The 22,833-nt window shown below is 72.1% G+C and carries 27 protein-coding genes and 1 tRNA gene; 22 read left to right on the forward strand and 6 right to left on the reverse strand.

All coding sequences use genetic code 11. The features are described from left to right. From PHZ_RS00005 to dnaQ, 5 genes are read left to right on the forward strand one after another with little or no spacing between them, the layout of a single operon-like run. Positions 1 to 870 (forward strand): pyruvate, water dikinase regulatory protein, encoded by an 870-nt coding sequence (locus PHZ_RS00005; RefSeq protein ID WP_012520563.1) that lies wholly within the window; start codon positions 1 to 3, stop codon positions 868 to 870. Beyond that, complete coding sequence (locus tag PHZ_RS00010; RefSeq protein ID WP_012520564.1) at positions 867 to 1,463, forward strand: Maf family protein; 597 nt, start codon at positions 867 to 869, stop codon at positions 1,461 to 1,463. The genes PHZ_RS00005 and PHZ_RS00010 overlap by 4 nt, the downstream gene beginning before the upstream one ends. After that, positions 1,460 to 2,323 carry a shikimate dehydrogenase gene (aroE, locus tag PHZ_RS00015; RefSeq protein WP_012520565.1) on the forward strand — a complete coding sequence of 288 codons (864 nt, stop codon included), beginning with the start codon at positions 1,460 to 1,462 and terminating at the stop codon, positions 2,321 to 2,323. Before PHZ_RS00010 ends, aroE begins: the two co-directional genes overlap by 4 nt. Beyond that, a complete protein-coding gene (gene coaE, locus PHZ_RS00020; protein ID WP_012520566.1) occupies positions 2,320 to 2,931 on the forward strand; it encodes a dephospho-CoA kinase in 612 nt (203 codons plus the stop codon). Before aroE ends, coaE begins: the two co-directional genes overlap by 4 nt. Positions 2,932 to 2,988: 57 nt before the next feature. Continuing rightward, the gene (gene dnaQ / locus PHZ_RS00025) at positions 2,989 to 3,693 is read left to right on the forward strand and encodes a DNA polymerase III subunit epsilon (protein ID WP_012520567.1); all 705 of its coding nucleotides are present in this window, start codon (positions 2,989 to 2,991) and stop codon (positions 3,691 to 3,693) included. Positions 3,694 to 3,723: 30 nt separating this feature from the next. On the opposite strand, the gene secB is transcribed toward dnaQ, so the two are convergent. Beyond that, entirely contained in the window at positions 3,724 to 4,215 is a 492-nt protein-coding gene (secB, locus tag PHZ_RS00030; protein WP_012520568.1) for a protein-export chaperone SecB, read from the reverse strand. Positions 4,216 to 4,406: 191 nt separating this feature from the next. Here secB and timA point away from each other — a divergent pair, with 191 nt between their 5' ends. The 10 genes from timA to PHZ_RS00080 all read left to right on the forward strand — a co-directional run bounded on the left by timA (position 4,407) and on the right by PHZ_RS00080 (position 11,813). Beyond that, positions 4,407 to 5,024, forward strand: a complete 618-nt coding sequence (timA, locus tag PHZ_RS00035; RefSeq protein WP_012520569.1) for a TIM44-related membrane protein TimA — start codon at positions 4,407 to 4,409, stop codon at positions 5,022 to 5,024. 432 nt (positions 5,025 to 5,456) lie between these two features. Next, positions 5,457 to 6,113 carry an MltA domain-containing protein gene (locus PHZ_RS23825; protein ID WP_012520570.1) on the forward strand — a complete coding sequence of 219 codons (657 nt, stop codon included), beginning with the start codon at positions 5,457 to 5,459 and terminating at the stop codon, positions 6,111 to 6,113. Beyond that, entirely contained in the window at positions 6,110 to 6,616 is a 507-nt protein-coding gene (locus PHZ_RS00045; RefSeq protein WP_012520571.1) for a Smr/MutS family protein, read from the forward strand. The genes PHZ_RS23825 and PHZ_RS00045 overlap by 4 nt, the downstream gene beginning before the upstream one ends. 85 nt (positions 6,617 to 6,701) lie before the next feature. Then, complete coding sequence (locus PHZ_RS00050) at positions 6,702 to 7,109, forward strand: sugar 3,4-ketoisomerase (RefSeq protein ID WP_041372910.1); 408 nt, start codon at positions 6,702 to 6,704, stop codon at positions 7,107 to 7,109. Continuing rightward, positions 7,106 to 8,209: a DegT/DnrJ/EryC1/StrS family aminotransferase gene (locus PHZ_RS00055; protein ID WP_049758078.1), complete on the forward strand. Its 1,104-nt coding sequence runs from the start codon at positions 7,106 to 7,108 to the stop codon at positions 8,207 to 8,209. The genes PHZ_RS00050 and PHZ_RS00055 overlap by 4 nt, the downstream gene beginning before the upstream one ends. After that, entirely contained in the window at positions 8,206 to 9,870 is a 1,665-nt protein-coding gene (locus PHZ_RS00060; RefSeq protein WP_049758079.1) for an HAD-IIIC family phosphatase, read from the forward strand. Before PHZ_RS00055 ends, PHZ_RS00060 begins: the two co-directional genes overlap by 4 nt. Further along, entirely contained in the window at positions 9,870 to 10,109 is a 240-nt protein-coding gene (locus tag PHZ_RS00065; protein WP_041372911.1) for an acyl carrier protein, read from the forward strand. The genes PHZ_RS00060 and PHZ_RS00065 overlap by 1 nt, the downstream gene beginning before the upstream one ends. Then, positions 10,099 to 10,671 carry a GNAT family N-acetyltransferase gene (locus tag PHZ_RS00070; RefSeq protein WP_012520574.1) on the forward strand — a complete coding sequence of 191 codons (573 nt, stop codon included), beginning with the start codon at positions 10,099 to 10,101 and terminating at the stop codon, positions 10,669 to 10,671. Before PHZ_RS00065 ends, PHZ_RS00070 begins: the two co-directional genes overlap by 11 nt. A gap of 9 nt (positions 10,672 to 10,680) precedes the next feature. Next, a complete protein-coding gene (locus PHZ_RS00075) occupies positions 10,681 to 11,091 on the forward strand; it encodes a VOC family protein (RefSeq protein ID WP_012520575.1) in 411 nt (136 codons plus the stop codon). Further along, positions 11,088 to 11,813, forward strand: coding sequence for a class I SAM-dependent methyltransferase (locus PHZ_RS00080; protein WP_012520576.1), 726 nt, complete (start codon positions 11,088 to 11,090; stop codon positions 11,811 to 11,813). The genes PHZ_RS00075 and PHZ_RS00080 overlap by 4 nt, the downstream gene beginning before the upstream one ends. Here PHZ_RS00080 and PHZ_RS00085 read toward each other — a convergent pair. From PHZ_RS00085 to PHZ_RS00100, 4 genes are all read right to left on the reverse strand, one after another. Beyond that, positions 11,810 to 13,069 (reverse strand): hypothetical protein, encoded by a 1,260-nt coding sequence (locus tag PHZ_RS00085; RefSeq protein ID WP_012520577.1) that lies wholly within the window; start codon positions 13,067 to 13,069, stop codon positions 11,810 to 11,812. The genes PHZ_RS00080 and PHZ_RS00085 overlap by 4 nt on opposite strands. A gap of 2 nt (positions 13,070 to 13,071) precedes the next feature. Further along, on the reverse strand, positions 13,072 to 14,571 hold the full coding sequence (locus PHZ_RS00090; RefSeq protein ID WP_148216751.1) for a glycosyltransferase family protein: 1,500 nt from the start codon (positions 14,569 to 14,571) through the stop codon (positions 13,072 to 13,074). 102 nt (positions 14,572 to 14,673) lie between these two features. Continuing rightward, a tRNA-Gly gene (locus tag PHZ_RS00095) sits at positions 14,674 to 14,748 on the reverse strand. A gap of 95 nt (positions 14,749 to 14,843) precedes the next feature. Next, positions 14,844 to 15,584: a DUF6065 family protein gene (locus PHZ_RS00100; protein ID WP_012520579.1), complete on the reverse strand. Its 741-nt coding sequence runs from the start codon at positions 15,582 to 15,584 to the stop codon at positions 14,844 to 14,846. 57 nt (positions 15,585 to 15,641) lie between these two features. Between PHZ_RS00100 and PHZ_RS00105 the strand changes: the two genes are divergently transcribed. The 4 genes from PHZ_RS00105 (at position 15,642) to PHZ_RS00120 (ending at position 18,045) form a co-directional block, all read left to right on the forward strand. After that, positions 15,642 to 16,157 carry a prolyl-tRNA synthetase associated domain-containing protein gene (locus PHZ_RS00105; protein WP_012520580.1) on the forward strand — a complete coding sequence of 172 codons (516 nt, stop codon included), beginning with the start codon at positions 15,642 to 15,644 and terminating at the stop codon, positions 16,155 to 16,157. 87 nt (positions 16,158 to 16,244) lie between these two features. Then, positions 16,245 to 17,156: a thioredoxin family protein gene (locus tag PHZ_RS00110; protein WP_012520581.1), complete on the forward strand. Its 912-nt coding sequence runs from the start codon at positions 16,245 to 16,247 to the stop codon at positions 17,154 to 17,156. A gap of 13 nt (positions 17,157 to 17,169) precedes the next feature. Continuing rightward, positions 17,170 to 17,829, forward strand: a complete 660-nt coding sequence (locus PHZ_RS00115; RefSeq protein ID WP_012520582.1) for an LON peptidase substrate-binding domain-containing protein — start codon at positions 17,170 to 17,172, stop codon at positions 17,827 to 17,829. Between the two features lie 9 nt (positions 17,830 to 17,838). After that, positions 17,839 to 18,045 (forward strand): Trm112 family protein, encoded by a 207-nt coding sequence (locus PHZ_RS00120; RefSeq protein ID WP_012520583.1) that lies wholly within the window; start codon positions 17,839 to 17,841, stop codon positions 18,043 to 18,045. On the opposite strand, the gene PHZ_RS00125 is transcribed toward PHZ_RS00120, so the two are convergent. Beyond that, complete coding sequence (locus PHZ_RS00125; protein WP_012520584.1) at positions 18,046 to 19,308, reverse strand: UbiH/UbiF/VisC/COQ6 family ubiquinone biosynthesis hydroxylase; 1,263 nt, start codon at positions 19,306 to 19,308, stop codon at positions 18,046 to 18,048. A gap of 169 nt (positions 19,309 to 19,477) precedes the next feature. Between PHZ_RS00125 and PHZ_RS00130 the strand changes: the two genes are divergently transcribed. From PHZ_RS00130 to PHZ_RS00140, 3 genes are read left to right on the forward strand one after another with little or no spacing between them, the layout of a single operon-like run. Then, positions 19,478 to 20,584, forward strand: coding sequence for an HlyD family secretion protein (locus tag PHZ_RS00130; protein WP_041372912.1), 1,107 nt, complete (start codon positions 19,478 to 19,480; stop codon positions 20,582 to 20,584). Between the two features lie 10 nt (positions 20,585 to 20,594). Continuing rightward, entirely contained in the window at positions 20,595 to 22,223 is a 1,629-nt protein-coding gene (locus PHZ_RS00135; protein ID WP_012520586.1) for a DHA2 family efflux MFS transporter permease subunit, read from the forward strand. Continuing rightward, positions 22,223 to 22,831: a TetR/AcrR family transcriptional regulator gene (locus PHZ_RS00140; RefSeq protein WP_012520587.1), complete on the forward strand. Its 609-nt coding sequence runs from the start codon at positions 22,223 to 22,225 to the stop codon at positions 22,829 to 22,831. Before PHZ_RS00135 ends, PHZ_RS00140 begins: the two co-directional genes overlap by 1 nt. The last annotated feature ends 2 nt before the right edge of the window (positions 22,832 to 22,833 follow it).

The raw sequence follows: 22,833 nt of genomic DNA on the forward strand, positions 1-22,833 counted from the left end.
GTGGGTGCGACCCTTTTGCCGACCTCCAGCCCGCCCCGGCTCGCCACCTATTTCCACGTGCACCTCGTCTCGGACTCCACCGGCGAGACGCTGAACGCCATGGCGCGGGCGGTCTGCGCCCGCTTCGAGAACGTCCTGCCGATCGAGCACATCTACGCCCTGGTCCGCAGCCAGCGGCAGCTCGACCGGGCGCTGGGCGACATCGAGGAATCCCCCGGCATCGTCCTGCACACCATCGTCGACGAAAAGCTGCGCCACATCCTGGAGGAAGGCTGCCGGCGGCTCGACATGCCCTGCATCCCGGCCCTGGACCCGCTGGTCAGCGCCATGCAGCGCTACCTGGGCGCGGCGACCACCAGCCGGGTCGGCGCGCACCTGCGGCTCGACAACGATTATTTCAACCGGATGGACGCCCTGAACTACGCCATCGGCCACGACGACGGCCAGGGCGGTCAGGACCTCGATCAGGCCGACGTCGTGCTGGTGGGGGTGTCGCGGACGTCGAAGACGCCGACCTGCATCTATCTCGCCCACCGCGGCGTGCGGGCGGCGAACGTCCCGCTCGTCCCGGGCCGGCCGGTCCCCGAGAAGCTGTTCACGATGAAGAACACCCTGATCGTCGGCCTGACGATCTCGCCCGACCGGCTGATCCAGATCCGCCGCAACCGGCTACTCAGCCTGAAGGAGCACCGGGAGTCGAGCTACATCGACGTCGACGCGGTGCGCGAGGAGATCGTCTACGCCCGCCGGCTGTACGAACGGCACGGCTGGCCCACCATCGACGTGACCCGCCGCTCGGTCGAGGAGACCGCCGCGGCCGTGCTCAACCTGCTGCACGGCGGCCACGGCCAGGTGGAGGTGCTGGGTTGAGCGAGACGATCATCCTGGCCTCCAAGAGCGCCGCCCGGCGGGCGGTGCTGGAAGGGGCCGGCGTTCCTTTCGAATGCGCGACGGCCGGCGTCGACGAGGATGCGGTCAAGGCGAGCCTGCTGGCGGAGGGCGCCCGCCCGCGCGAGGTGGCCGACGCCCTGGCCGAGCTGAAGGCGGTCCGCGTCTCGCGCCGGACGCCGGGGTTCGTCATCGGCGCCGACCAGACGCTGGAGCTGGGCGGCCGGCTCTACGACAAGGTGGACACCATCGACGCCGCGCGCGAGCGGCTGAAGGAACTGCGCGGCCAGGTCCACAAGCTGCACTCGGCCGTGGTGGTCGCCAAGGACGGGGCCCCGATCTGGCGCGAGGTGGCGACCTGCACCCTGGCCATGCGGCCGTTCTCGGACGCCTTCCTGGAGACCTACCTGGCCGAGGAGGGCGAGGCTGCGCTGGGCTCGGTGGGCTGCTACCGGCTGGAAGGGCCGGGCGCCCAGCTCTTCGAGAAGATCGACGGGGACTATTTCGCCATCCTGGGCCTGCCGCTGCTGGGCCTGCTCGACCTCCTCAGACGACATGGAGCCCTCGCCGCATGAAGCCGCCGATCACGGGACGCACGGTCGTGGCCGGAGTCGCGGGCCAGCCCGTGGCCCATTCGCTCTCCCCGCTGATCCACAACGCCTGGCTGGCGGCGGCGGGGATCGACGGGGTCTATGTGGCCTTCGCCCCGGACGCCGACCGGTTCGAGGTGTTCGTGGACGGCCTGCGCGGCGGGGCGATCCGCGGCCTGAACGTCACCATTCCCTTCAAGGAGGTGGCGCTCTCCATCGCCGACGTCGTGAGCCCGCGGGCCGAGGCGGCGGCGGCGGCCAACCTGATCACCTTCGAGGCCGACGGCAGGGTCCTGGCCGACAACACCGACGGCGTGGGGCTGCTGGGCGCCCTTCAGGCCCAGGCCCCCGGCTGGCGGGCCGACGCCGGACCCGTGGCCGTGCTCGGCGCGGGCGGGGCGGCGCGCGGGGCGGTGGCCGCCCTCGTCGCCGCCGGCGCGCCGCAGGTGCGGATCGTCAACCGCACCCTGGCCAAGGCCGAGGCCGTCGCCGGGGCGGTGGGCCGCATCGCCGTCGCCTGCCCGCTGGACGCGGCGGCCCAAGCCTTCGAGGGCGCGACGGCGGTGATCAACGCCACCTCGGCCGGCCTCTCGGGTTCGCCCGGCCTGGACGTGCCGCTGGAGGCGACCCCCGAGACGGCGGTCGTCATGGATATGGTCTACAAGCCGCTGGTCACCCCGTTCCTGCAGCGGGCCCAGGACCTTAGGCGGCGCACGGTGGACGGGCTGGAGATGCTGATCCGCCAGGCCGAACCCTCGTTCCAGGCCTTCTACGGCGCCAATCCGCCGGCGGGCGCGGACGTCCGCGCGCTGGCCCTGAAGACGCTGGAGGGCCGAGCCCCATGAAGATCGTCGGCCTCACCGGCTCCATCGGCATGGGCAAGTCCACCACCGCGGCGATGTTCCGCGACGCCGGAATCCCCGTCTACGACGCCGACGCGGCGGTCCACGACCTCTACGACCAGGGCGGCGCGGCCGTCGGGCCCGTGGGCGAGGCCTTCCCGGGGGTTGTGAAGGACGGCCGCGTCGATCGCGAGGCGCTGCGCCAGCAGGTGCTGGGAAATCCCGAGGCGCTGAAGCGGCTGAACGCCATCGTCCATCCCCTGGTCGGCCAGGACCGGGTGCAGTTCTTCAAGGCGGCCGAGGCGGCGGGCGCCGATATGGTGGTGCTGGACATCCCCCTGCTGTTCGAGACGGGCGGCCACGCGAACGTCGATGCGGTGGTGGTCGTCTCGGCGCCCCCCCAGATGCAGCGCGAGCGGGTGCTGGCCCGGCCCGGCATGACCCCGGAACGGCTGGACGCCATCCTCGCCCAGCAGACCCCGGACGCCGAGAAGCGGGCCCGGGCGCACTTCGTCGTCGACACCGGCCAGGGCCTGGAGCACGCCCGCGCCCAGGTGATGACCATCATCGCCGCCCTGCGGGCCGGGACGGACGGAGGGCGCGGCGACTAGCCGCCTGCGCGTTTCCGCCGGTTGAAAGAGGCCGCCGAACCGGGCCATTGAAGGGCCATGGCGCGCGAAATCGTCCTCGACACCGAGACCACGGGCTTCGACCCGCTCACCGGCGACCGGCTGGTGGAAATCGCCTGCCTTGAGATCGAGGATTTCATCCCGACCGGGCGGCACTTCCACGCCTACATCGATCCCTGCCGGGACATGCCGGCCGAGGCCGAGAAGGTGCACGGCCTCTCCACCGCCTTCCTGCGCGGCAAGCCGAAGTTCGAGGCGCCCGAGATCGTCGAGGCGTTCCTGGACTTCGTGGCCGATGCGCCGATCGTCGCCCACAATGCGGCCTTCGACCGGGCCTTCGTGAACTACGAGCTGGGCCTGTGCAGCCGGGCCGAGCTGCCCGACCACCGCTGGATCGACACCCTGGCGCTCGCCAAGCAGCGCTTCCCGGGGATGCACAACTCGCTGGACGCGCTCTGCAAGCGCTTCAAGATCTCGCTGGCGGAGCGCGAGAAGCACGGGGCGCTGATCGACACCAAGCTGCTGGCGGCGGTCTATCTCGAGCTGCGCGGCGGCCGCGAACGGCGGCTGGAGCTGACCTCGTCCGCGGCGGTCAGCGCGGTGCACGCGGCGACGCGCAACAGCTACGGCGCGCGACCGAGGCCGCTGGCGCCCCTCTCCAGCGACGAGGAGCGCGCGGTCCACGCCGCGTTCATCCGCGAGGTGGTCAAGAGCGAGGAGCTCTGGGGCAAGTTCGGGCTGTAGCGTCCCTCCCCGCGAGGGGGAGGGCAGGCGTCAGGCGTGGCCGACCTGTTCCTGTTCCTGGGCCTTGCGGGCCGCGTAGACGCCGGCGAAGTCGATCGGATCCAGCATGAAGGGCGGGAAGCCGCCCTCGGCCGTGACGTCGGCGATGATCCGGCGGGCGAAGGGGAAGAGGTAGCGCGGGCACTCGATCAGCAGCACCGGCTCCAGGTCCTCCGCCGGCACGCCGGCGATCTGGAACACGCCGCCGTAGAGCAGCTCGACCACGAACAGGGCGCCGTCGTCGCGGGTGGCTCTGGCCGACAGCTTCAGGTCCACCTCGAACAGGCCGTCCTCGCGGCCCCGGGCGTTCATCTCGACGCCGAGGTCGATCTGCGGCTGGGTCTGGGCGGCGCGCAGGGCGTCGGGCGCGCGCGGGTTCTCGAACGACAGGTCGCGGATGAACTGGGCGAGGATGCGGATGCCGGGCGCCTGGCCTTCGGCGGCTTCGGGCGCGCCCGGGGCGCCGGCGTCGGTTTCGGACATGATCTGGCTTGAATCCTATCGCAAACGCGGGAGAAACAATCCTATCGCAAACGCGGGAGAAACGCGTCTCTTCGGGCGGCCCGGCTAACATGGCGCCTCAGGGGATGCAACGCCGCCCCTGACGGCGGCGTTCCGGCAGCCTATATTGAGGCGTTGGACGGATCCCCCACGTCCCTAGCCAAGGCAGGAAGTTGCAAGTCCTCGAGCTGATCATCTTCGCCGGCCTCGCGGCCATCGTGCTCTACCAGCTCTATTCGGTGCTGGGCCGGCGCGTCGGGCGCCAGCCGGAGGACCAGGCCGCCGCCGAGCCGGCGCAGGGCTCCGTACGCGCCGTCGACCGGATGGCCGAACCGGCCGACGACGGCGTGGCGCTGACGGGCCTGGCCGCGGTGAAGGCGCTGGACCCCAGCTTCGACGTCGGCCACTTCCTGGGCGGCGCCAAGCAGGCCTACGAGATGATCGTGCGGGCCTTCGCCGACGGCGACCGGGCCACGCTGAAGAACCTGCTCGCGCCGCAGGTGCTGGCCTCGTTCGAGGCGGCCATCGACCAGCGCGAGGCCGAGGGCCGCACCGAGAGCGTCGAGTTCTTCCACCCGCCCCGCGCCGACCTCGAGAAGGCCGACGTCACGGGCGCCGACCTCGGCCGGGTGACCGTCCGGTTCCTGGCCGAATTCCGCAGCCGCACCAAGGGCCCCGAGGGCGAGGCCGTGGACGACCGCCGCACCGCCGAGCTGTGGACGTTCGAACGCAATCTTAAGAGCCGTGACCCCAACTGGATGCTGGTCCACGTCGACGCCGCGGAGGCGTAAGCGCCTTGAACATCGGTCCGGTGCGGGCGGCCCTGGCCGCCCTGGTCCTTACCGCCTGCGCCACGCCCACGGTGGTCCCGCCCGTCGGACCGGCCGTCCCGCCGCACCGGCCTCTGCCGCCGCCCGCGCCTGAGCCTGCGCCGGGAGAGGCGCTGCGCCCGCGCTTCCTCTCCGAGCTGCCCGGCTGGGCGGCCGAGGACCACGCCCAGGCCCTCGAGGGTTTCCGCGCGGGCTGCCAGGCGGTCCGCGATCCTAAGGTGCAGCCGCTGTGCGCCGAGGCCCGGACCGTGGCGGCCGCCGACGCCCGCCGGTGGTTCGAAAGCCGCTTCCTCGCCGAGCCGCTGCCGGGCGAGGGGGTGCTCACCGCCTATTTCCTATTTCGCTCCCGTCTACGAAGCGCGCCGCCGGCCCGACGCCGAGTTCAGCGCCCCCGTGCGGCCGAAGCCCGCCGACCTGGTGAACGGCGCCCCCTACGCCGACCGCGCCGCCATCGAGGCGCGTCCGGCCGACGACGCCATCGCCTGGATGCGGCCCGAGGAGCTGTTCTTCCTGCAGGTGCAGGGCTCGGGCGTGCTGACCTTCGAGGACGGCCGGCGGATGAAGGCGCTCTACGCCGCCAACAACGGCCAGCCCTTCGTCGGCATCGCCAATCCCATGCGCGACCGAGGCCTGCTGGCGCGGGACGCCACCTCGGGCGAGGCGATCCGCCTGTGGCTGGCGGCCAACCGGGGCCCGGCCGCCGACGAGATCATGCGGCTCAATCCGCGCTACGCCTTCTTCCGCCTCGCCCCGGGCGACGGCCGCCCGCCCGCCGGCGCGGCGAACGTGCCCCTGCCCGCCGGCCGGGCCATCGCGGTGGACCCGGCGCACCACGCCTACGGCGGCTTCTACTGGATCGACGCCGAGGCGCCGCTGCTGAAGGGCGCCTTCCCGACCTACCGCCGCCTTGTCGCCGCCCTGGACACCGGCGGGGCGATCAAGGGGCCGGTGCGGGCCGACCTCTACCTCGGCGAAGGCGGCGCGGCCGGAGCCGAGGCGGGGCGGGTGCGCCACACCCTGCGCATGTTCCGCCTGGTCCCCTACCGGTGAAACGGCCGCTGAAGCCCGAGGAGCTGCGGATCTGGTCGCTGGTGGCCGCGACCGTCCACCCGCTCCCGGGGAGGGCGACGCCGAAGCAGCCCGCCCCCCAGAACCTGGACGCCCCGGCGCGGATCGAGCCGAAGCGGCCCGCGGCGGCCAGGCTGGGAGCCGCGCGGGAGGGCGTCGACGCCATCGAGCCGAACCGCAAGACCCGCATCGCCCGCGAGCGCGATCCGATCGGCGCGCGGATCGACCTGCACGGCATGACCCAGGACCGGGCCCGCGCCGCGCTCGAGGCCTTCCTCGCCCGCGCCTGGGACGAGGGCTACCGCTCGGTGCTGGTGATCACGGGCAAGGGCGTGCAGGGCGACGGCGTCCTGCGCCGCCACGCGCCGGAATGGCTGGCCGCGCCGCACCTGGCGCACATCGTCGCGGGGGTGTCCGAGGCGCACCGCCGGCATGGCGGGGCCGGCGCGCTCTATGTCGCCCTGAAGCGCAAGCCTCCGAGGTGAGCCAGGGGGTGAGCCAGGGGGTGAGCCAGGGGATGCAGGCCGCGCTTGGCTCGACTCGCGGTCTCGACTAGCGTCCCGCCGACGCATGTCCGGAAAACTCGCCAACTTCATCGACCTGCCGGTGATCTCGGATCCCCGGGGGAATCTGTGCTTTGCGGAATCGAACCGGCATGTCCCGTTCGCGATCGAGCGGGTCTACTACCTCTACGACGTGCCCAGCGGCTCTATGCGGGCCGGTCACGCCCACCTGGCGCTGAACCAGCTGCTGCTGGCGGTCTCGGGCAGCTTCGACGTGCGCCTGCACGACGGGACCACCGAGGAGGTGGTGACCCTGAACCGCCCGCACCGGGGCCTGCACATCGGGCCGAACCTGTGGCGAGAGATCGAGAATTTCTCGTCGGGGGCGGTCTGCATGGTGCTGGCCTCGATGGTCTACGACGAGAGCGATTACATCCGCGACTTCGACGCCTTCCTGGCTCACGCCCGCCGATGAAGTTCTTCGACCTGGGCCTGGCCGAGGACGGCCTGCGAAGCGAGCTGGACGCCGCCTACGCCCGGGTGATCGATTCCGGCTGGACCATCCTGGGCGCCGAGATGGAGGCGTTCGAGCGTGAGTTCGCCGCCTTCTGCGGGGCGAAGCACGCGGTCGGCGTCGGCAACGGCCTCGACGCCCTGGTGCTGGCGCTGCGGGCCGCCGGCGTCGGCCCGGGCGCCGAGGTGATCGTCCCCTCGCACACCTTCATCGCCACCTGGCTGGCGGTGGCGGCGGTCGGGGCCACCATCATCCCCGTCGAGGCCGATCCTCGGACCTACACCCTGGACCCACAGGCCGCGGCTGCGGCGGTGACGCCGAAGACGGCGGCGATCCTGCCGGTCTCGCTCTACGGCCACCCGGCCGACATGGACGCCCTGATGGAGCTGGCCGCCCGGCACGGCCTCTTCGTGCTGGAGGACGCCGCCCAGAGCCACGGCGCCGAGCACCGGGGGCGGCGGACGGGCGCGCTGGCGCACGCCACCGCGTTCAGCTTCTATCCGACCAAGAACCTGGGCGCCCTCGGCGACGCCGGCGCGGTGACGACCGACGATCCCGCGCTAGCCGACCGCCTGCGGCGCCTGCGCAACTACGGCTCGGAGCGCAAGTACGTCCACGAGGTGGTGGGCGTGAACTCGCGGCTGGATGAGCTGCAGGCGGCGTTCCTGCGGGTCTTCCTGCCGAGGCTCGAAGCCCGGAATGCGCGACGCCGCGAGGTCGCCGCCGCCTACGCGCGGTCGCTGCCGACCGACATCGTCACGCCGCCGGGCGAGGCCGACTGGGCCCGGGCGGTCTACCACCTCTACGTCGTGCGCAGCGCCCGGCGCGACGCCCTGCAGGCGAAGCTGGCCGAGGCCGGCGTGCAGACCCTGATCCACTATCCCACGCCGTGCCACCTGCAGCCGGCGTTCGCCCACCTGGGCTTCCGGGCCGGGCAGTTCCCGCTCGCCGAGCGGCTGGCGGCCGAGGTGCTCTCGCTGCCCATGTGGCCGGGCATGACCCCGGCCGACGCGGAAGCGGTCGCAGCGGCGATCCGGAGGACGGAGGAGGGCGGCTCGTGAGCGCGGCCGGCCTCCTGGAGCCCCTCGAGCAGCAGGCGGCGCTGTTCGCCGCCGCGCCCAACCGATTCAGCCTCATGAAGGCCGCGCGGGGAGCGCCCGCGGGCGAGCGCACGCTCCAGGTGCTGCGCAATCACGCGTTCGAGGGCGCCGCGAGCGTCCTGCCCGCCTTCCTGGGCTTCGCGGGCGCGCCGATGCGGGTCGAGATCGGCGACTACGACGACAGCCTGAACCTGCCCGAGGAGGCCGGGGACGCCCGCCTGGTCTGGCTGGACTACGCCCGCTACGGCCGGCTTGACGACGAGGCGCTCGTCGCCTGGATCGTCGGGCGTCTCGACGCCCTGCGCGCCGCCGCGGCGGGGCCGCTGATCGTGAGCAATGCGCCCGACGCGGGCGACCGCTACGCGGCGCTGAACGGGGCCCTGGCGGCCTGGGCCGAACGCACCCCGGCCGCCGCGGTCCTGCGCCTGGACGAGATCGCCCGGCGACTGGGAGAGCGGACGTTCGACGAGGCCCGCGCCCAGGCGACCGGCACGCGGCTCGGCGAGGCCGCGATTCTGGAATCGGCCCGGGCCCTCGCCTTCGAGATCCTGGCCGGCTTCTTCACCCTGCCGGTCAAGGCGCTGGCGGTCGACCTCGACAACACGATCTACGAAGGCGTCCTCGGCGAGGACGGGACCTCGGGCGTGCGCCTCACCGCGGACCACGCCGCGCTGCAGGCGGCCATCGTCCGCTGGGCCGAGCGGGGCGTGCTGGTGGCGGTGGTCTCGCGCAACGAGGCCGAGGACGTGGCCGAGCTGTTCCGCGCCCGCGCCGACTTTCCCTTGAAGGCCGAGCACGTCAGCGCCTGGCAGGTGAGCTGGGGGGCCAAGTCCGACGCGGTTCGCGCGGCGGCGAAGGCGTTCAACATCGGGCCCGACGCGGTGCTGATGATCGACGACAACCTCGGCGAGCTCGTCGAGGCCGGCGCCCGGGTCCCCGGCCTGCGCCTGCTGCACGCCGGCCCCACCGCGGCCGACGCAGCCCGGGCGCTCGACCTCTATCCCGGCCTGCCCCGCGGCAAGGCGACCTTCGCCGGGCGGGCCGCCGACATCGCCGCCAACGCCGAGCGCGAGGCCCTCGCCCGCGAGCTGGACGAGGAGGAATACCTGCGGGCGCTCCAGGCCGAGCTGGTCCTCAGCCTGGATCCGGCCGAGGACCGCGAGCGGCTGGCCGAGATCAGCCGCAAGACCAACCAGTTCAACTTGGCGCTCGCCCGCCTCGACGAGACGGCGGTGGACGAATACCTCGGCCGCGATGACCGGCTCGTGGCCCACGTCCGGCTGAGCGACCGGCTGGCGGACTCCGGCTCGGTCGCCGCGCTCTTCGCGCGGCGGGACGGCGACACCCTCGTGGTGGACGAGCTCTGCATCTCGTGCCGGGCGCTTGGCCGGCGGCTGGAGGACGTGATGGTCGCCGAGGCGCTCCGGCGGGGGGTCGAGGCGCTCGGCGCGCGCCGGGCCGCCTTCGCCTGGCGCCGCGGCCCCCGGAACGATCCGGCGCTGGAGTGGGCCGCTCGCTTCACGGGCCGCCCGCTGGAAGGCGAGGAAGGACTGGTCGAGGCGCCCGGCTCGGCGCTAGAGGGGCCGTCCGGCGCCCCCGTGACCGTGAAATGGACCAACTGATGCCCGCCTCCGTCGACGAAACCCTCGCCGAGATCCTCAGCCTGGTGCTGGAGCGCCCGGTCGCGCCGGGCGAGGACCTGCGCCGCGAGGACGAGGCGCGCTGGGATTCGCTGAAGCACCTGGAGATCATCTTCGCGACCGAGGCCGCGTTCGGGGTCTCGTTCAGCGCGGAGGAGATCGGCGAGGTGATGTCGATCGGCGACCTGAGGGCGAAGGTGACGGCCGCCGATGCGCCATGACGTCAGCCTCGAGGGGTTTCGGTTCCGCCTGCGCCCGGTGACGCTGGCCGATGCGCCGTTCATCGTGGGCTTGCGCACCGATCCCGAGCTCGGGCGCTTCCTGCACGCCACCTCGCCGCGGGTCGAGGACCAGGAGGCCTGGCTGGAGCGCTATTTCGAGCGCGCCGGCGACGTCTACTTCGTGATCGAGGACGGCCGCACCGGCGAGGCGGTGGGGACGATCGGGATCTACGACATCGACGAGGCCGCCCGCGCCGCCGAGTGGGGCCGCTGGCTCGTGAAGCCCGGATCGGTCGCGGCGGTGGAATCGGCCCTGCTGATCTACCGCGCCGCCTTCGAGGCGCTGGGGCTGGAGGCGGTCTACTGCCGCACCGTCGCCGACAACCAGCGGGTCGTCTCGTTCCACGATTCCACCGGCGCGCCGCGAACCGGGGTGCTCAAGGACCATGTGGAGCTGGACGGGGCGCTCCACGACAGCGTGGAACACCGGGTCACGCGCGAGGCCTGGACGGCCATGCGCCCGCGGCTCGAGATGCTCGCCAGCCGCGTGGCGGGGACGTAGAGACGGCCCATGCTCGACGCGCCAGGCTTCAGCTTCCACCACCTCGGCGTCGCCTGCCGCGACATCGACCGCGAGCGCGAGGGCTGGCTGAGGCTGGGCTACGCCCTGGAGGGCGAGGCGTTCACCGATCCCGTCCAGAAGATCCACGGCTGCTTCATCATCGGGCCCGGACCGCGCCTGGAGCTGCTCGCCCCGGCCGCCGAGGGCTCGCCCGTCGAGGGCTACCTGCAGCGCGGGACCAAGTTCTACCACCAGGCCTTCGAGGCCCGCGATTTCGACGGGGCGCTTCAGGCGCTCCAGGGCAGGGGGCTGCGGGTCACCGCCGGCCCCGTGCCGGCCGTCGCCTTCGGCGGCCGCCGGATCGCCTTCCTGATGACCCCGACCCTCAACCTCATAGAGATCATAGAGGCCGCGACATGAGCGCCACCATGACCGAAGAAGAGCGCCGCCGGCTCGACGAGATCGCGGCCGACTCCACCTACGGGGCGGGCGCCAACCGCGCCACCATCGCCCATTCCTTCGAGGTGTTCCGGCGCTACATCCGCCCGGGCCCGATCCTCGAGATGGGGCCGGCGGAAGGCTACATGACCGGCGACCTGGCCTCGCTGGACGAGCCCCTGACGGTGGTCGAGGGGGCCAAGGTGTTCTGCGACTCGATCAAGGCCCGCTGGCCGCAGATCGAGGTGGTCCACGCCCTCTTCGAGGAGTTCAAGCCGAAGCAGAAGTTCCGCAGCATCGTGCTGGGACACGTGCTGGAGCACGTGGACGATCCGGTCGGCATCCTGGCGCTCGCCCGCGAGTGGCTGACGGACGACGGCCGCATCCTGGCGGCGGTGCCCAACGCGCGCTCGCTGCACCGCCAGGCGGCGGTGATCATGGGGATGCTGCCGTTCGAGGAGGCCCTGAACGAAGCCGACCATAAGCACGGCCACCGGCGGGTCTACAATCCCGAGACCTTCCGGCGCGACTTCATGCAGGCCGGCCTGTCGATCGAGGTGTTCGGCGGCTACTGGATGAAGCCGGTCTCCAACGGCCAGATCGAGCGCGACTGGACGCCCGAGATGCTGCAGGCGTTCATGGTGCTGGGCGAGCGCTACCCCGACATCGCCGGCGAGATCTACGTGGTGGCGCAGCGCCGCTAGGGCCGGGCCGCCTCGTTCGCGACATAAGCGTCGAAACGGCCGAGTTCGCGTTCGAGCTCGGCGACCGCCTCGGGGGTGCGCAGGGCGGGGGCCATGGCGAGCGCCGCGTCGAGGGCGGCGTCGATCTGGTCGGGCCGCTCCACCTCGGTCCAGCGGCGGAGCGGCAGGTCGTAGCGCAGCAGGGGCGGCGTCCCGGCCGCCATCGGCAGGATCACCGGGATGCGGGCGGCCATGGCCTCGAGGTTCGCCTTGCCGCCGGTCTCGGGGAAGCTGGAGAGGTAGACGTCGGCGCCGTGCTCCAGCAGGGCCGCGTGCACGCTTTCCACCTGTCCGACGAAGCGGTAGCGGGCCGGATCGGCGCCGGCGCCCGCAAGGGCCTGCCGCAGACCCTGCTCGAACTCGGGGCTCGTGGCGCCGATGTGGATCATCTCGGCGCCCGGCCGCCGTAGGACCGCGGCGGCGAAGTCGGCCCAGGCGTGCGCCCGCCGGCCCTCGAACTTGTGCTGGACGCCGGACGTCGCGACCCGAAGCCCCGGCCTCGCCGCGACCTCGCCCGGGGCCAGGGCAGGCGCCGCGAGCCCCGCGTAGAGCGGCCGCAGCCCCGCGTCGCGGCAGGCCAAGTGGCAGGTCCAGGTGAGGTCGACGTGGGCGGCGAACGGCAGGGTCGCGCCCAGGCAGGGCAGATGGTCGGCGTGATGGATGAACTCGACCACGTCGCGGAAGGGCCAGGCGGCGGCCACCGCCGTCAGGTCCATGTGGTGGTTCAGCAGGAAGATGCGGGTCGGCCGGATCGCCGCCAGGATGTTGTAGAGCTCAACGATCCGCTCGGCGGGGGTGGCCGAGGCCAGCAGCACCGCGGCGCGCAGGTCGAAGCCCGGCACGCCGTTCAGCATCTGCCGGTGGCGGAACTGGCGCTTGGGGTCGGTCATCACCAGCGTGGCCGAGGCCGGCGGAAGGCGCCGAACGATGTCGGCCGCCACCCGGCTGTGGCCGCCGGAAGCGTAGAGGCGGCTGACGAGCACGACGGCGCGCGTGTTGGAAAGCTCGCCGGGCAGGTCCTTCAGCTTCAGCCGCTGCGCCAGCACCGGGACCGTAGCATCGACTTCGGAGGCGTAGAGCATCCGGCCGTAGAGCTCGGGCTCCCGGAAGCGGCCGGCGACCCGCGCCACGTGGTCGATGGCCACATCGAGCTGCTCGGCGGTGCGCGCGACGCGCAGCGCCTCGGCCAGCGCGTTCGCGGGCAGGTCCAGGTCCATGGCTACGCCGCCTCGGCCACGAGGGCGGCGAGTTTCGGGTCGCGCGCGAAGAGGGCGGCGGCGAGCTCTTCGCGGCGGCGCCAGAGCTCGTGGTACCAGGCCGAGCGCGCCTCGATCTGATAGGCGAACATCCGCTCGTCGCGGACGTAGCCCCACGCCTGCCGCGCGATGCGCCGGCGCATCGGCTCGTCCTCCAGCGCCATGGAGAGCAGGGGGGCCCAGTCCTCCAGGCGCTCGGCGATGAGCCCGGTGTCCCCGTGGCGCACCGCCCCGGCGTAGATGGTGGGCGAGGCGAGGATCACCGCGCCGGCCGAGGCGGCGTCGAGGAACTTGGCGTCGCTCTTGGTGTCCAGGAACGGCCGGTCCTCGATGGGCGAGAGCGAGACCGCGCACCCGCCCATCAGCCGCAGGTAGTCGGCGTAGGGCAGGTAGTCGTGGAAGCGCTTGCGGTCGGTCGGCAGGGCGTCGAACACCGCCCGGTCGCCCACGACCTCGAATTCCGCGTCGGGCCGGCGGGCGGTCACGGGCCCGAGCGAGCGGGCGACCTCCGCCGCGAAGGGGCCGCGGCCGACGGCGCCGTAGAACACCCGCGGCGGCTTGTCCTCGCGCAGCGGCGGCAGCTCGAAGACGGCGTTGGGGAAGACCCGCACCTCGGGATTGTAGGGCCTGTAGGCTTCGGCCAGCTGCTCGGTGGAGGTCTGCACGGCGTGCACCAGGCTGAAGCGCAGCCAGTCGGTGTCGCGCACCGGACGCTTGCCGACCGCCGCCACCAGGCTCGGATGGTCGTCGTGCTCGATGACGATCACCCAGCCCTCGCGGATGCACGCCAGCGACAGCTGGCGCAGCTTGTCGGTGTCGGTGTCGTTGGGCCGCTGGAGGATGATCACCTTCGGCGCGCCGGGCGGCGTCGGCGGCAGCGACACGGGGATCTTCTGGCAGGCGAAGACGAGGCCGGGATCGGTGCGCAGGGCGAGCGAGGGCAGCGAGGTGCGGATGTCCATCAGCCGCGGGGCGAAGGCGGCGAACTGAACCAGCAGCGGCGGGTCGGCGGGCCCGCCGGCCTTGCGGCCCACCAGCACCAGCCCCGCCTCGGTCGCCGGCGGCGGCTCGGCGAGCGCCGCGGGGACCAGGTTCGAGCGGATGTCGCTGAAGAACGGCTCGGGCCCGGCCAGCGGCTGGAGCTGCAGGACCTCGATCCCGAGCGCCTGGACCAGAGCCAGCAGGTAGCGCACCCGCTCAGGCGCGGCCGGCCTCAACACGGCGACGAACGCGCCGCCGGGCGCCAGGGCCTCGGCGACGGACAGGTCCCTCAGGGCGGCGTCGAGGTCGTCGGTGGCGAGAGCATCCACCTGGGCCTCGGGCCCGTCGTCCGCGAACCGCGCCTTGGGGTTGCGCGCGAGGCAGGCCGCCTCGAAGCCCTCGCGGTCCTCGCCCAGGTACTTCAACGTCCGCGCCGCGGCCGGTGTGCGCCCGAAGAGCGCGAGGTGACGATCTGACAGCAAGGCGATCCCCGCAGGCCCGGCGCCTGCTTAGCGGAAGCGCCCCAAACGCAAAAGGCCGCCGGGTCTGGCGGCCTCTTCGCTTGTCTCCCCCTGGAGGGAAAATGGAGCGGGCGAGGCGATTCGAACGCCCGACCCCAACCTTGGCAAGGTTGTGCTCTACCCCTGAGCTACGCCCGCGCTCCGCGGAGGTGTCTGGCGACGCCTCCAATTGCGAGAGGCGGCCTTATGACAGAGGCCATTTCGGTTGGCAAGCGGCCGAATGGCGCAATTTCTCAGCCGAATTTCGGGGCCTTCAGCCGGCGCTTGTTGACGTGCCCTTCGGGGGCCGGCGCGACCTCTTCCGGGAACTCGCCCTTGAAGTAGTAGCGCTGCCAGGCCTCCTTGGTGGCCTCGGGATCGCCGCGGAAGATCTTCTGGTTGAACTCGGAGCGGTGCTTCTCCCAGACGTCGTACTGGTGGCGCAGCTCGGGATTGGAATCCATCCGCCGGATCACCGGCTGGATCTCGTGCAGCGGGTGGTCCTGCAGCAGGGTGATGAAGCAGAAGGGCTCGCCCTTCTCGAAGCGCACCTTCCCAGGGCGGGTGAAGATCCAGTTCATGGTGAAGGGGAAGGGCAGCCAGTCGGTCTCGACCACCCCGGCCAGGGGCTGGATGCCGTCCTTGACGTGGTTCGGCGGCCCGCCGACCCACATCGACCAGCCGGGCGGGGTGCGGAACAGATAGCCCGAGTGGAAGGTCAGCACCCCGTGGCTGAAGTGGCTGGACGCCAGCAGGTGGAAGTCCGGGTGCGGGTGGTCCGGCGTCAGCTTGATGTCCTGCTGGTGGATCCCCCCGTTCCACTCCGCCGTGAAGCTGACCGGGCAGAGCAGCTCCCAGCCCGAGGTGTTGGCCATCGACAGCGGCAGGCACCGGTAGGGGTGCCGCTCGGCGAAGCGGTCCATCCAGGCGCGGTTCGGCCGGCCGGGCACCAGCTCGGGCGGGTTGCGGGACGTGGGGTAGCACTCGAGTTCCATGGCCGAGACCTTTACGGGCCCCCTCCCCTTCCCGTCCAGTTCCGCTATGGAGCGGCCATGGCGATGACGAGAGACGAGCTGCTGGCGTACTTCGACGAGATCGGGGTGCGGCACGCCACCTTCGACCATCCGGCCGTCTTCCGGGTGGAGGAAGGCGAGGAGATCAAGGCCCGCATCCCGGGCGCCCACACCAAGAACCTGTTCCTGAAGGACGCCAAGGGCCAGCTGTGGCTGATCTCGGCCGAGGGCCACGCGGTGATCGACCTGAAGCGCCTGCACCAGGTGATCGGCTCGGCGCGGCTCTCGTTCGGGAACGCCGAGCTGATGGAGGAGACCCTGGGCGTGACGCCCGGCTCGGTGACCGCCTTCGCCCTGGTCAACGATCGGGCCCGGCGCGTGCGCTTCGTGCTGGACCGCACCCTGGCCGAGGCCGAGCTCGTCAACTTCCACCCGCTGACCAACACCGCGACCACGACGGTGAGCGGCGCCGACCTCCGCCGGTTTCTCGCCGCGATCGGCGTGGAGCCGATGGTTGTGGACTTCCAGGCCATGGCCGTGGTGGAGAACGCCTGAGCGCCCTGCGTTGAAGCCGGGCCGTCTTGCGACCATCTTGGACGCAAGGCGTTTTGTCAGCGCAGTGGGACAAGGGAACTTCGGGCGATGACCCTGATCGGGGAAACCGGCGGCGCGCCGACGGGCGACGTCAACAAGGCCGAGATCATCAAGGACGGAACGGACGCCAGCTTCATGGCCGACGTGGTGGAGGCCTCGAAGACCACGCCGGTCATCGTGGACTTCTGGGCCACCTGGTGCGGCCCGTGCCGCCAGCTGGGCCCGGCGCTGGAGAAGGCGGTGACCGCCGCCAAGGGCGCGGTGAAGCTGGTCAAGGTCGACATCGACCGCAACCCGGCCTTCGCCGGCCAGCTGCGGGTGCAGTCGATCCCGGCGGTGTTCGCCTTCGTGGACGGCCGGCCGGTGGACGGCTTCATGGGCGCGCTGCCCGAGAGCCAGGTGAAGCAGTTCGTCGACCGCCTGGCCAAGCAGGGCGGCGGCGATCCGATCGAGCAGATGCTGGAGATGGCCAGGGAGTCGCTCGAGCTGGGCGACATGGGCGGCGCGGCCCAGGCCTACGCCCAGATCCTGCAGGCCGATCCGCAGAACGTGAAGGCGCTGGGCGGCCTCGCCCGCCTCTACCAGCAGTCGGGCGACCTGGAGCGCGCCCGCGAGGTGCTGGAGATGGCCCCCGAGGGCGCCAAGGACCCCGACCTCGACGCCGTCCGCGCCGCCCTGGCCCTGGCCGAGGAGGCCCCGTCCGAAACCGCCGAGTTCGAGCAGCGCCTGGCCGCCGACCCCGACGATCACGAGGCGCGCTTCGAGTTCGCCAAGGCGCTGGCCGGCTCGGGCCGGATGATGGAGGCCGTGGACGAGCTGATCGAGATCGTCCGCCGCGACCGCGCCTGGAACGACGAGGCCGCCCGCAAGCAGCTCCTCACCATCTTCGAGGCCGCGGGTCCGACCTCGGAGGTCGCCAAGCAGGGCCGGCGCAAGCTCTCCTCCCTGCTGTTCAGCTAGGGAGGCGGGCGCCATGGCCGCCTATCGCAGAGCCGCCGACCTGCCGCAGGTGATTCCGGTCTTTCCCCTGGACGGCGCATTGCTGCTGCCGGGCGGGGACCTGCCGCTGCAGATCTTCGAGCCGCGCTACCTCAACATGATCGACGACGTCATGGGCGGCGACCGGATCATCGGCATGATCCAGAGCAAGCCGGGCGGCGACCGCACCCGGCCCAAGCTGGCCGACGTCGGCTGCGCGGGCCGGATCACCAGCTACGCCGAGACCTCGGACGGCCGCTATCTGATCACCCTCACCGGCATCTGCCGCTTCGAGGCGGGCGAGGAGCTGATCCTGCGCACCCCCTACCGGCAGCTGCGGGCCCGGTACGACCGGTTCGAGGGCGACCTCGACCGGGACGCGGCGCAGGACGCCTCCGCCGCCGCCCGCACCCGCTTCGGCCGCGCGCTGAAGCGCTACCTGAACCGCCGCGAGCTGGACATCGACTGGGAGACCGCCAGCAGCGCCCCGCTGGAGGCCCTGGTCAACAGCCTGTGCATGGGCCTGCCCTTCGAACCGGCCGAGAAGCAGGCGCTGCTGGAGGCCGAGGGGCTGATGGGCCGGTTCGAGACCCTGATCGCCCTGCTGGAGATCGACGCCTCCGAGCCGGATGACGACACCCAGTCGGTGCAGTAGAGGGAAGGCATGGAAGACGCCCTGCCCGCCCTCGATGTCGACGTCGATCCGCGCCTGCTGGAGATCCTGGTCTGTCCGCTGACCCGCGGGCCCCTGGAGTACGACCGGGAGAAGGCCGAGCTGGTCAGCCGCTCGGCCCGGCTCGCCTATCCGATCCGCGACGGCGTGCCGATCATGCTGCCCGAGGAAGCCCGCGAGCTGGGCGAGGGCGAGTAGCTACAGCGCCTCGCCGCGCAGCAGGCGGGGCAGGTCGCCGACCGCGCCGCCGGCCTCGTGCATGAAGAACCGCCGGGCCGGACCCACCCGGTTCACCGCGGCCATGCCGACCCCGCGCACCATGCGGACCAGCGGGTTGTCGTTGGAGAACAGCCGCACGAAGGCGTCCATGCCCGCCGACAGGGTCACGGTGTCGAAGCGCCGCCAGGCGGCGTAGCGCTCCAGCACCGTCTCGGAGCCGATGTCCTCGCCCAGGCGCGCGGCGTCCACCAGCACCTCGGCCAGCGCCGCGGCGCCCTTCAGGCCGAGGTTCAGCCCTTGGCCGGCGATCGGGTGCACCCCGTGGGCGGCGTCGCCCAGCAGCGCGACCCGCGGACCGGCGAAGCGCTCGGCGAGCTGCAGCGACAGCGGATAGGTGAACACCGGACCCTCGACCGTGATCCCGCCCAGGAACTCGCCGAAGCGGCGCTCCAGGTGGGCCTGGAACACCTCGAGCCGGGCGGTCTTGAGCGCCTCGGCGCGGGCCGTGCTCTCGGTCCAGACGAGGCTGGCGCGATTGTCGGTCAGCGGCAGGATGGCGAAGGGCCCGCCGGGCAGGAAGTATTCGTGGGCGACGCCCTCGTGCGGCCGCTCCAGCCGCACGGTGGCGACGACGCCGGTCTGGGCGTAGGGCCAGCCGACCACCCCGATGCCGGCGGCCTCGCGCACCGCCGAGCCGCGGCCCTCGGCCCCCACGACCAGCGGGGCGGACAGCCGCCGGCGGTCGGCCAGGATCACCGTGGCGGCGCGGGGCGTGAACTCGCAGCCGACCACGCGGGCGGGGGCCAGCACCTCGATGCCGGCGGCCTGCACCGCGGCGGCCAGGCCCGCCCGGGTGTGGCGGTTCTCGATCAGGTAGCCCAGCGGCTCGCCTTCGGACCGGTCCGAGATTTCGGCGGAGTCGAAGCGCAGGAAGAACGGGGTCGGGGCGCCGGTCGAGGCGCCCGGCGTGCGCCCGTCGGTCACCAGGATCTGCTCGATCCGCTGGGCGTGCGGGTCGAAGGCCTCGGCAAGACCCAGGGCCCGCCACTGCCGGTAGGCCGCGTAGGCGATGGCCGAGGCGCGGCCGTCGAACGTCGGCGCCGTCTGGGCCTCGAAGGCCACAGGATCGATCAGCAGGGGCCTCAGGCCCCCTTGCTGGAGGGCCAGGGCCAGGGTGGCGCCCGCCATGCCGGCGCCGGCGATGATGACGTCGGCGTCGAACGCCTCGGACGGTCCGCTCATGCGGCGACGATTACGCGCCCCGGCGCTCCGCCGCCAGCCGGCATCGAAAAATGGACGCCGCCGTCCAAAGTTCGCTTGCCGGAGGACCGGGAGCAGCTTATCTGACGCCTCTGTTGGACTCTCGGGTCCATTTTTAGTGACCCATCTTCAGTTTCCGGGATCTACCGACATGGCGGGGCTGCCGAGAAAGCGTCTGGTTCCCCTCGTCGCCGGCGGCGCCGCCCTCGTGGCCGTGACGGCGGGCGGCGGGGTCTGGTGGTTCAACAAGCAGCACTACGAGACCACCGACAACGCCTTCGTGCAGGCCGACACCGTGACGGTGGCCCCGCTCGTCGAGGGCTATGTGGCCGAGGTGCTGGTCAGCGACAACGAGGCCGTCCGGCCCGGCCAGGTTCTCGTCCGCATCGATCCGGCGACCATCAAGGCCCGGCTCGCCCAGGCCGAGGCCAACGCCGCGGCCCTCGAGGCGGCGGTCCGCCAGGTGGACGACAAGGCCCGGCTCGAGCAGGCGCTGATCGCCCAGCGCGCCGCCGCGGTGGAGAGCGCCCGCGCCGACGCCCAGCTCGCCAGCGCGGAGCTGAAGCGCTACGGCGCCCTCGCCCAGTCGGGCTGGGTCTCCTCGCAGCGGGCGCAGTCGGTCCGCACCGCCGAGCAACGGGCGAGCGCCGCGGTCGAACAGGCCGCCGCCGCGCTGGAGGCCGAGCGCCGCACCGCCGCCTCGCTCGATTCCGCCAGGGCGCAGAGCCTGGCCCAGGCCGCCGCGGCCCGTGCGGCGGTCGAACAGGCCCGCATCGACCTGGCCCGCACCGAGGTGCGCGCGCCCGTGGCCGGCGTCGTCGGCGCGCGCGGCGTCCGGCCCGGCCAGTACGTGCGCCCCGGCGGTGCGCTGATGAGCCTGGTGCCGCTCGGCGACGCCTATGTCGTGGCCAACTTCAAGGAGACCCAGGTGGCCCGCCTGCGCATCGGCCAGCCGGTGGAGATCCGCGCCGACGCCTTCGGCAAGAAGACGCTCCAGGGCCGCGTCGACTCCTTCGCCCCGGCGACGGGCGCCGAGTTCGCCCTGATCCCGGTGGAGAACGCCGTCGGCAACTTCACCAAGATCGCCCAGCGGCTGCCGGTGAAGATCGCCGTCGACCGCGGCCAGCCGCTCTCGGGCGCGCTGCGGCCGGGCCTTTCCCTGCACGTGAAGGTCGATGTGACCGAGAAGACCGGCCCCTCCTTCGCCGAGGCCGGCGAGATCCCCGCCCGCTACGCCCGCGAGGGCGCCTCGCGCTGAGCTGCGGGTCGTGACCGAAGCCGCCATCCATCCCGACAGCGGCCAGGCCAAGGCCGCCGCCCAGCCGCACGCCTACATGGGCGCGGGCGGCGAGGCCGTGGACTGGATGAAGATCTTCCTGGGCTTCGGCGGGATGGTCATCGGCCAGTTCATGGCCATGCTGGACATCCAGATCGTGGCCAGCTCGCTGGTCCAGATCCAGGCCGGCATCGGCGCGACCGCCGACGAGATCAGCTGGGTGCAGACCATCTACCTCCTGGCCGAGGTGGTGATCATGCCGCTCACCGCGTACCTGACGAAGATGTGGGGCACGCGGTCGTTCTACGTGATCGCGGTCGTCGGCTTCATCGTCACCTCGGTCGCGGTGGGCCTGTCGTCCAGCGTCGGAATGATGATCTTCTTCCGGGCGCTGCAGGGCGTGTTCGCCGGCGCGATGATCCCGCCGATCTTCGCCACGGCCATGACCGTATTCCCGCCCGACAAGCGGATCACCGCCAACGTCATCGTGGGCCTGATCGTCACTCTCGCGCCGACCGTTGGGCCGACCTTGGGCGGCCACCTGACCGAGGCGCTGAACTGGCGCTGGCTGTTCTTCATCAACGTGCCGGTGGGCGCGCTGGTGATCTTCCTGGTCGGCCGCTACGGCGACTTCGACAAGGGCGACCCCAGCCTCTCGAAGGGCATCGACTGGTGGGGCCTGGGCCTGATGACGGTCTTCCTGCTCTCGATGCAGTACGTGCTCGAAGAGGGGAACGACGAGGGCTGGTTCGAGGCGGACCTGATCCTGTGGCTGACGGTGACCGCGGCGCTCACGGGCGTGGCGTTCATCTGGCGTCAGCTCGCCTACCGGCAGCCGATCGTGTCGCTGACCCCGTTCCGGGACCGCAACTTCACCCTCGGGATCATCATGACCTTCATCTCGGGGGCCAGCCTGTTCGGGGGCACCTTCCTGCTGCCGATCTTCCTGGGACAGATCCGCGGCTTCTCCTCGGCCGAGGTCGGCACGACGATGCTGGTCTCGGGCCTGTCGATGTTCCTGAGCGCGCCGCTGGCGGGACGGCTGGTGCGGATGGTGGACGCCCGGATATCCATGGTCGTCGGATTCGCCCTGGCGGCCTGGGCGATCCAGCTCGGCGTCCGGGTCACAGACGAATGGGGGTTCCGTGAGTTTTTCGTGCTGCAGGCGGTGCGCGGGTTCGGCACCATGATCGCGATGATCGCCTCGCAGCAGATGGCCGTCTCCACCCTGCCGGTCAGCGCCATGAAGGACGCCTCGGGCCTCATCAACCTGGTGCGCAACGTGGCCGGCGCGATCGGCCTGGCGCTCCTGTCGACCATCCTCACCCACCAGGCGGCGGTGCACTACGCCGACCTGGCCTCGGCGGTCAGCATCGCCAACCCCCAGAGCACGGCCATGTTCGACGGCCTCGTCCAGATGATGACCGCCGGCGGCATGGCCGATCCCGAGGGCGGGGCGCGCAAGGCCTTCAGCATGATGATGCACCGGCAGGCCTCGACCCTCAGCTTCGGCGACGCCTTCGGCGTGCTGGCGATGGGCTGCTGGGTCGCCGCAGCCCTGGCGTTCTTCGCCCGGCCCGGGCGGCCGGGCGCGGCCCCGGCCAACACGGAGGCGCACTGATGGCGCGCGTCACGGGCCAGATCGACGTCGCGAAGAGCGAGGCCATCCTGGATGCAGCCCTCGACGTCTTCGTCGAGCGGGGCGTCTCGGCGGCGATGGAGGAGATCGCTCGCCGGGCGGGCGTGTCGAAGCAGACGATCTACAACCACTATGGCAGCAAGGCCGAGCTGGTGCAGGCGCTGACCGCCCGGCGGGTGCACGAGATGGTCGCCCCGCTGGAGACCGAGGAGGGAGTGGCCGATCCGCAGCAGGCCCTGGCCGGCTTCGCCCGGGTGCTGCTGGGCAAGGTGCTGAACGAGCGCTCCCGCGCCTTCCTACGGGTGGCGATGATGGGAGCCATCGAGGCGCCCGAGCTGGGCCGCGCCGTCTGGGAGGCGGGCCCGCGGACCAGCCGCCGCCGGCTGGCCGAGTTCCTCGACATGGAGACGAGGGCCGGCCGGATCGCCTGCCCCGATCCCCAGGAGGCGGCCGAATTCTTCGCCGGGATGGTGATCGGCTCGTACCAGACCGCCGCCCTGCTGGGCGTGGAACGGCCGCTGACCGAGGCGCTGGTGGACCGGGTGGCGACCGAGGCCGCCGCCCGCTTCATGAAGGCCTACGCCGCCTGAGG

Source organism: Phenylobacterium zucineum HLK1 (assembly GCF_000017265.1).
GTDB classification, from domain to species: Bacteria; Pseudomonadota; Alphaproteobacteria; order Caulobacterales; family Caulobacteraceae; genus Phenylobacterium; species Phenylobacterium zucineum.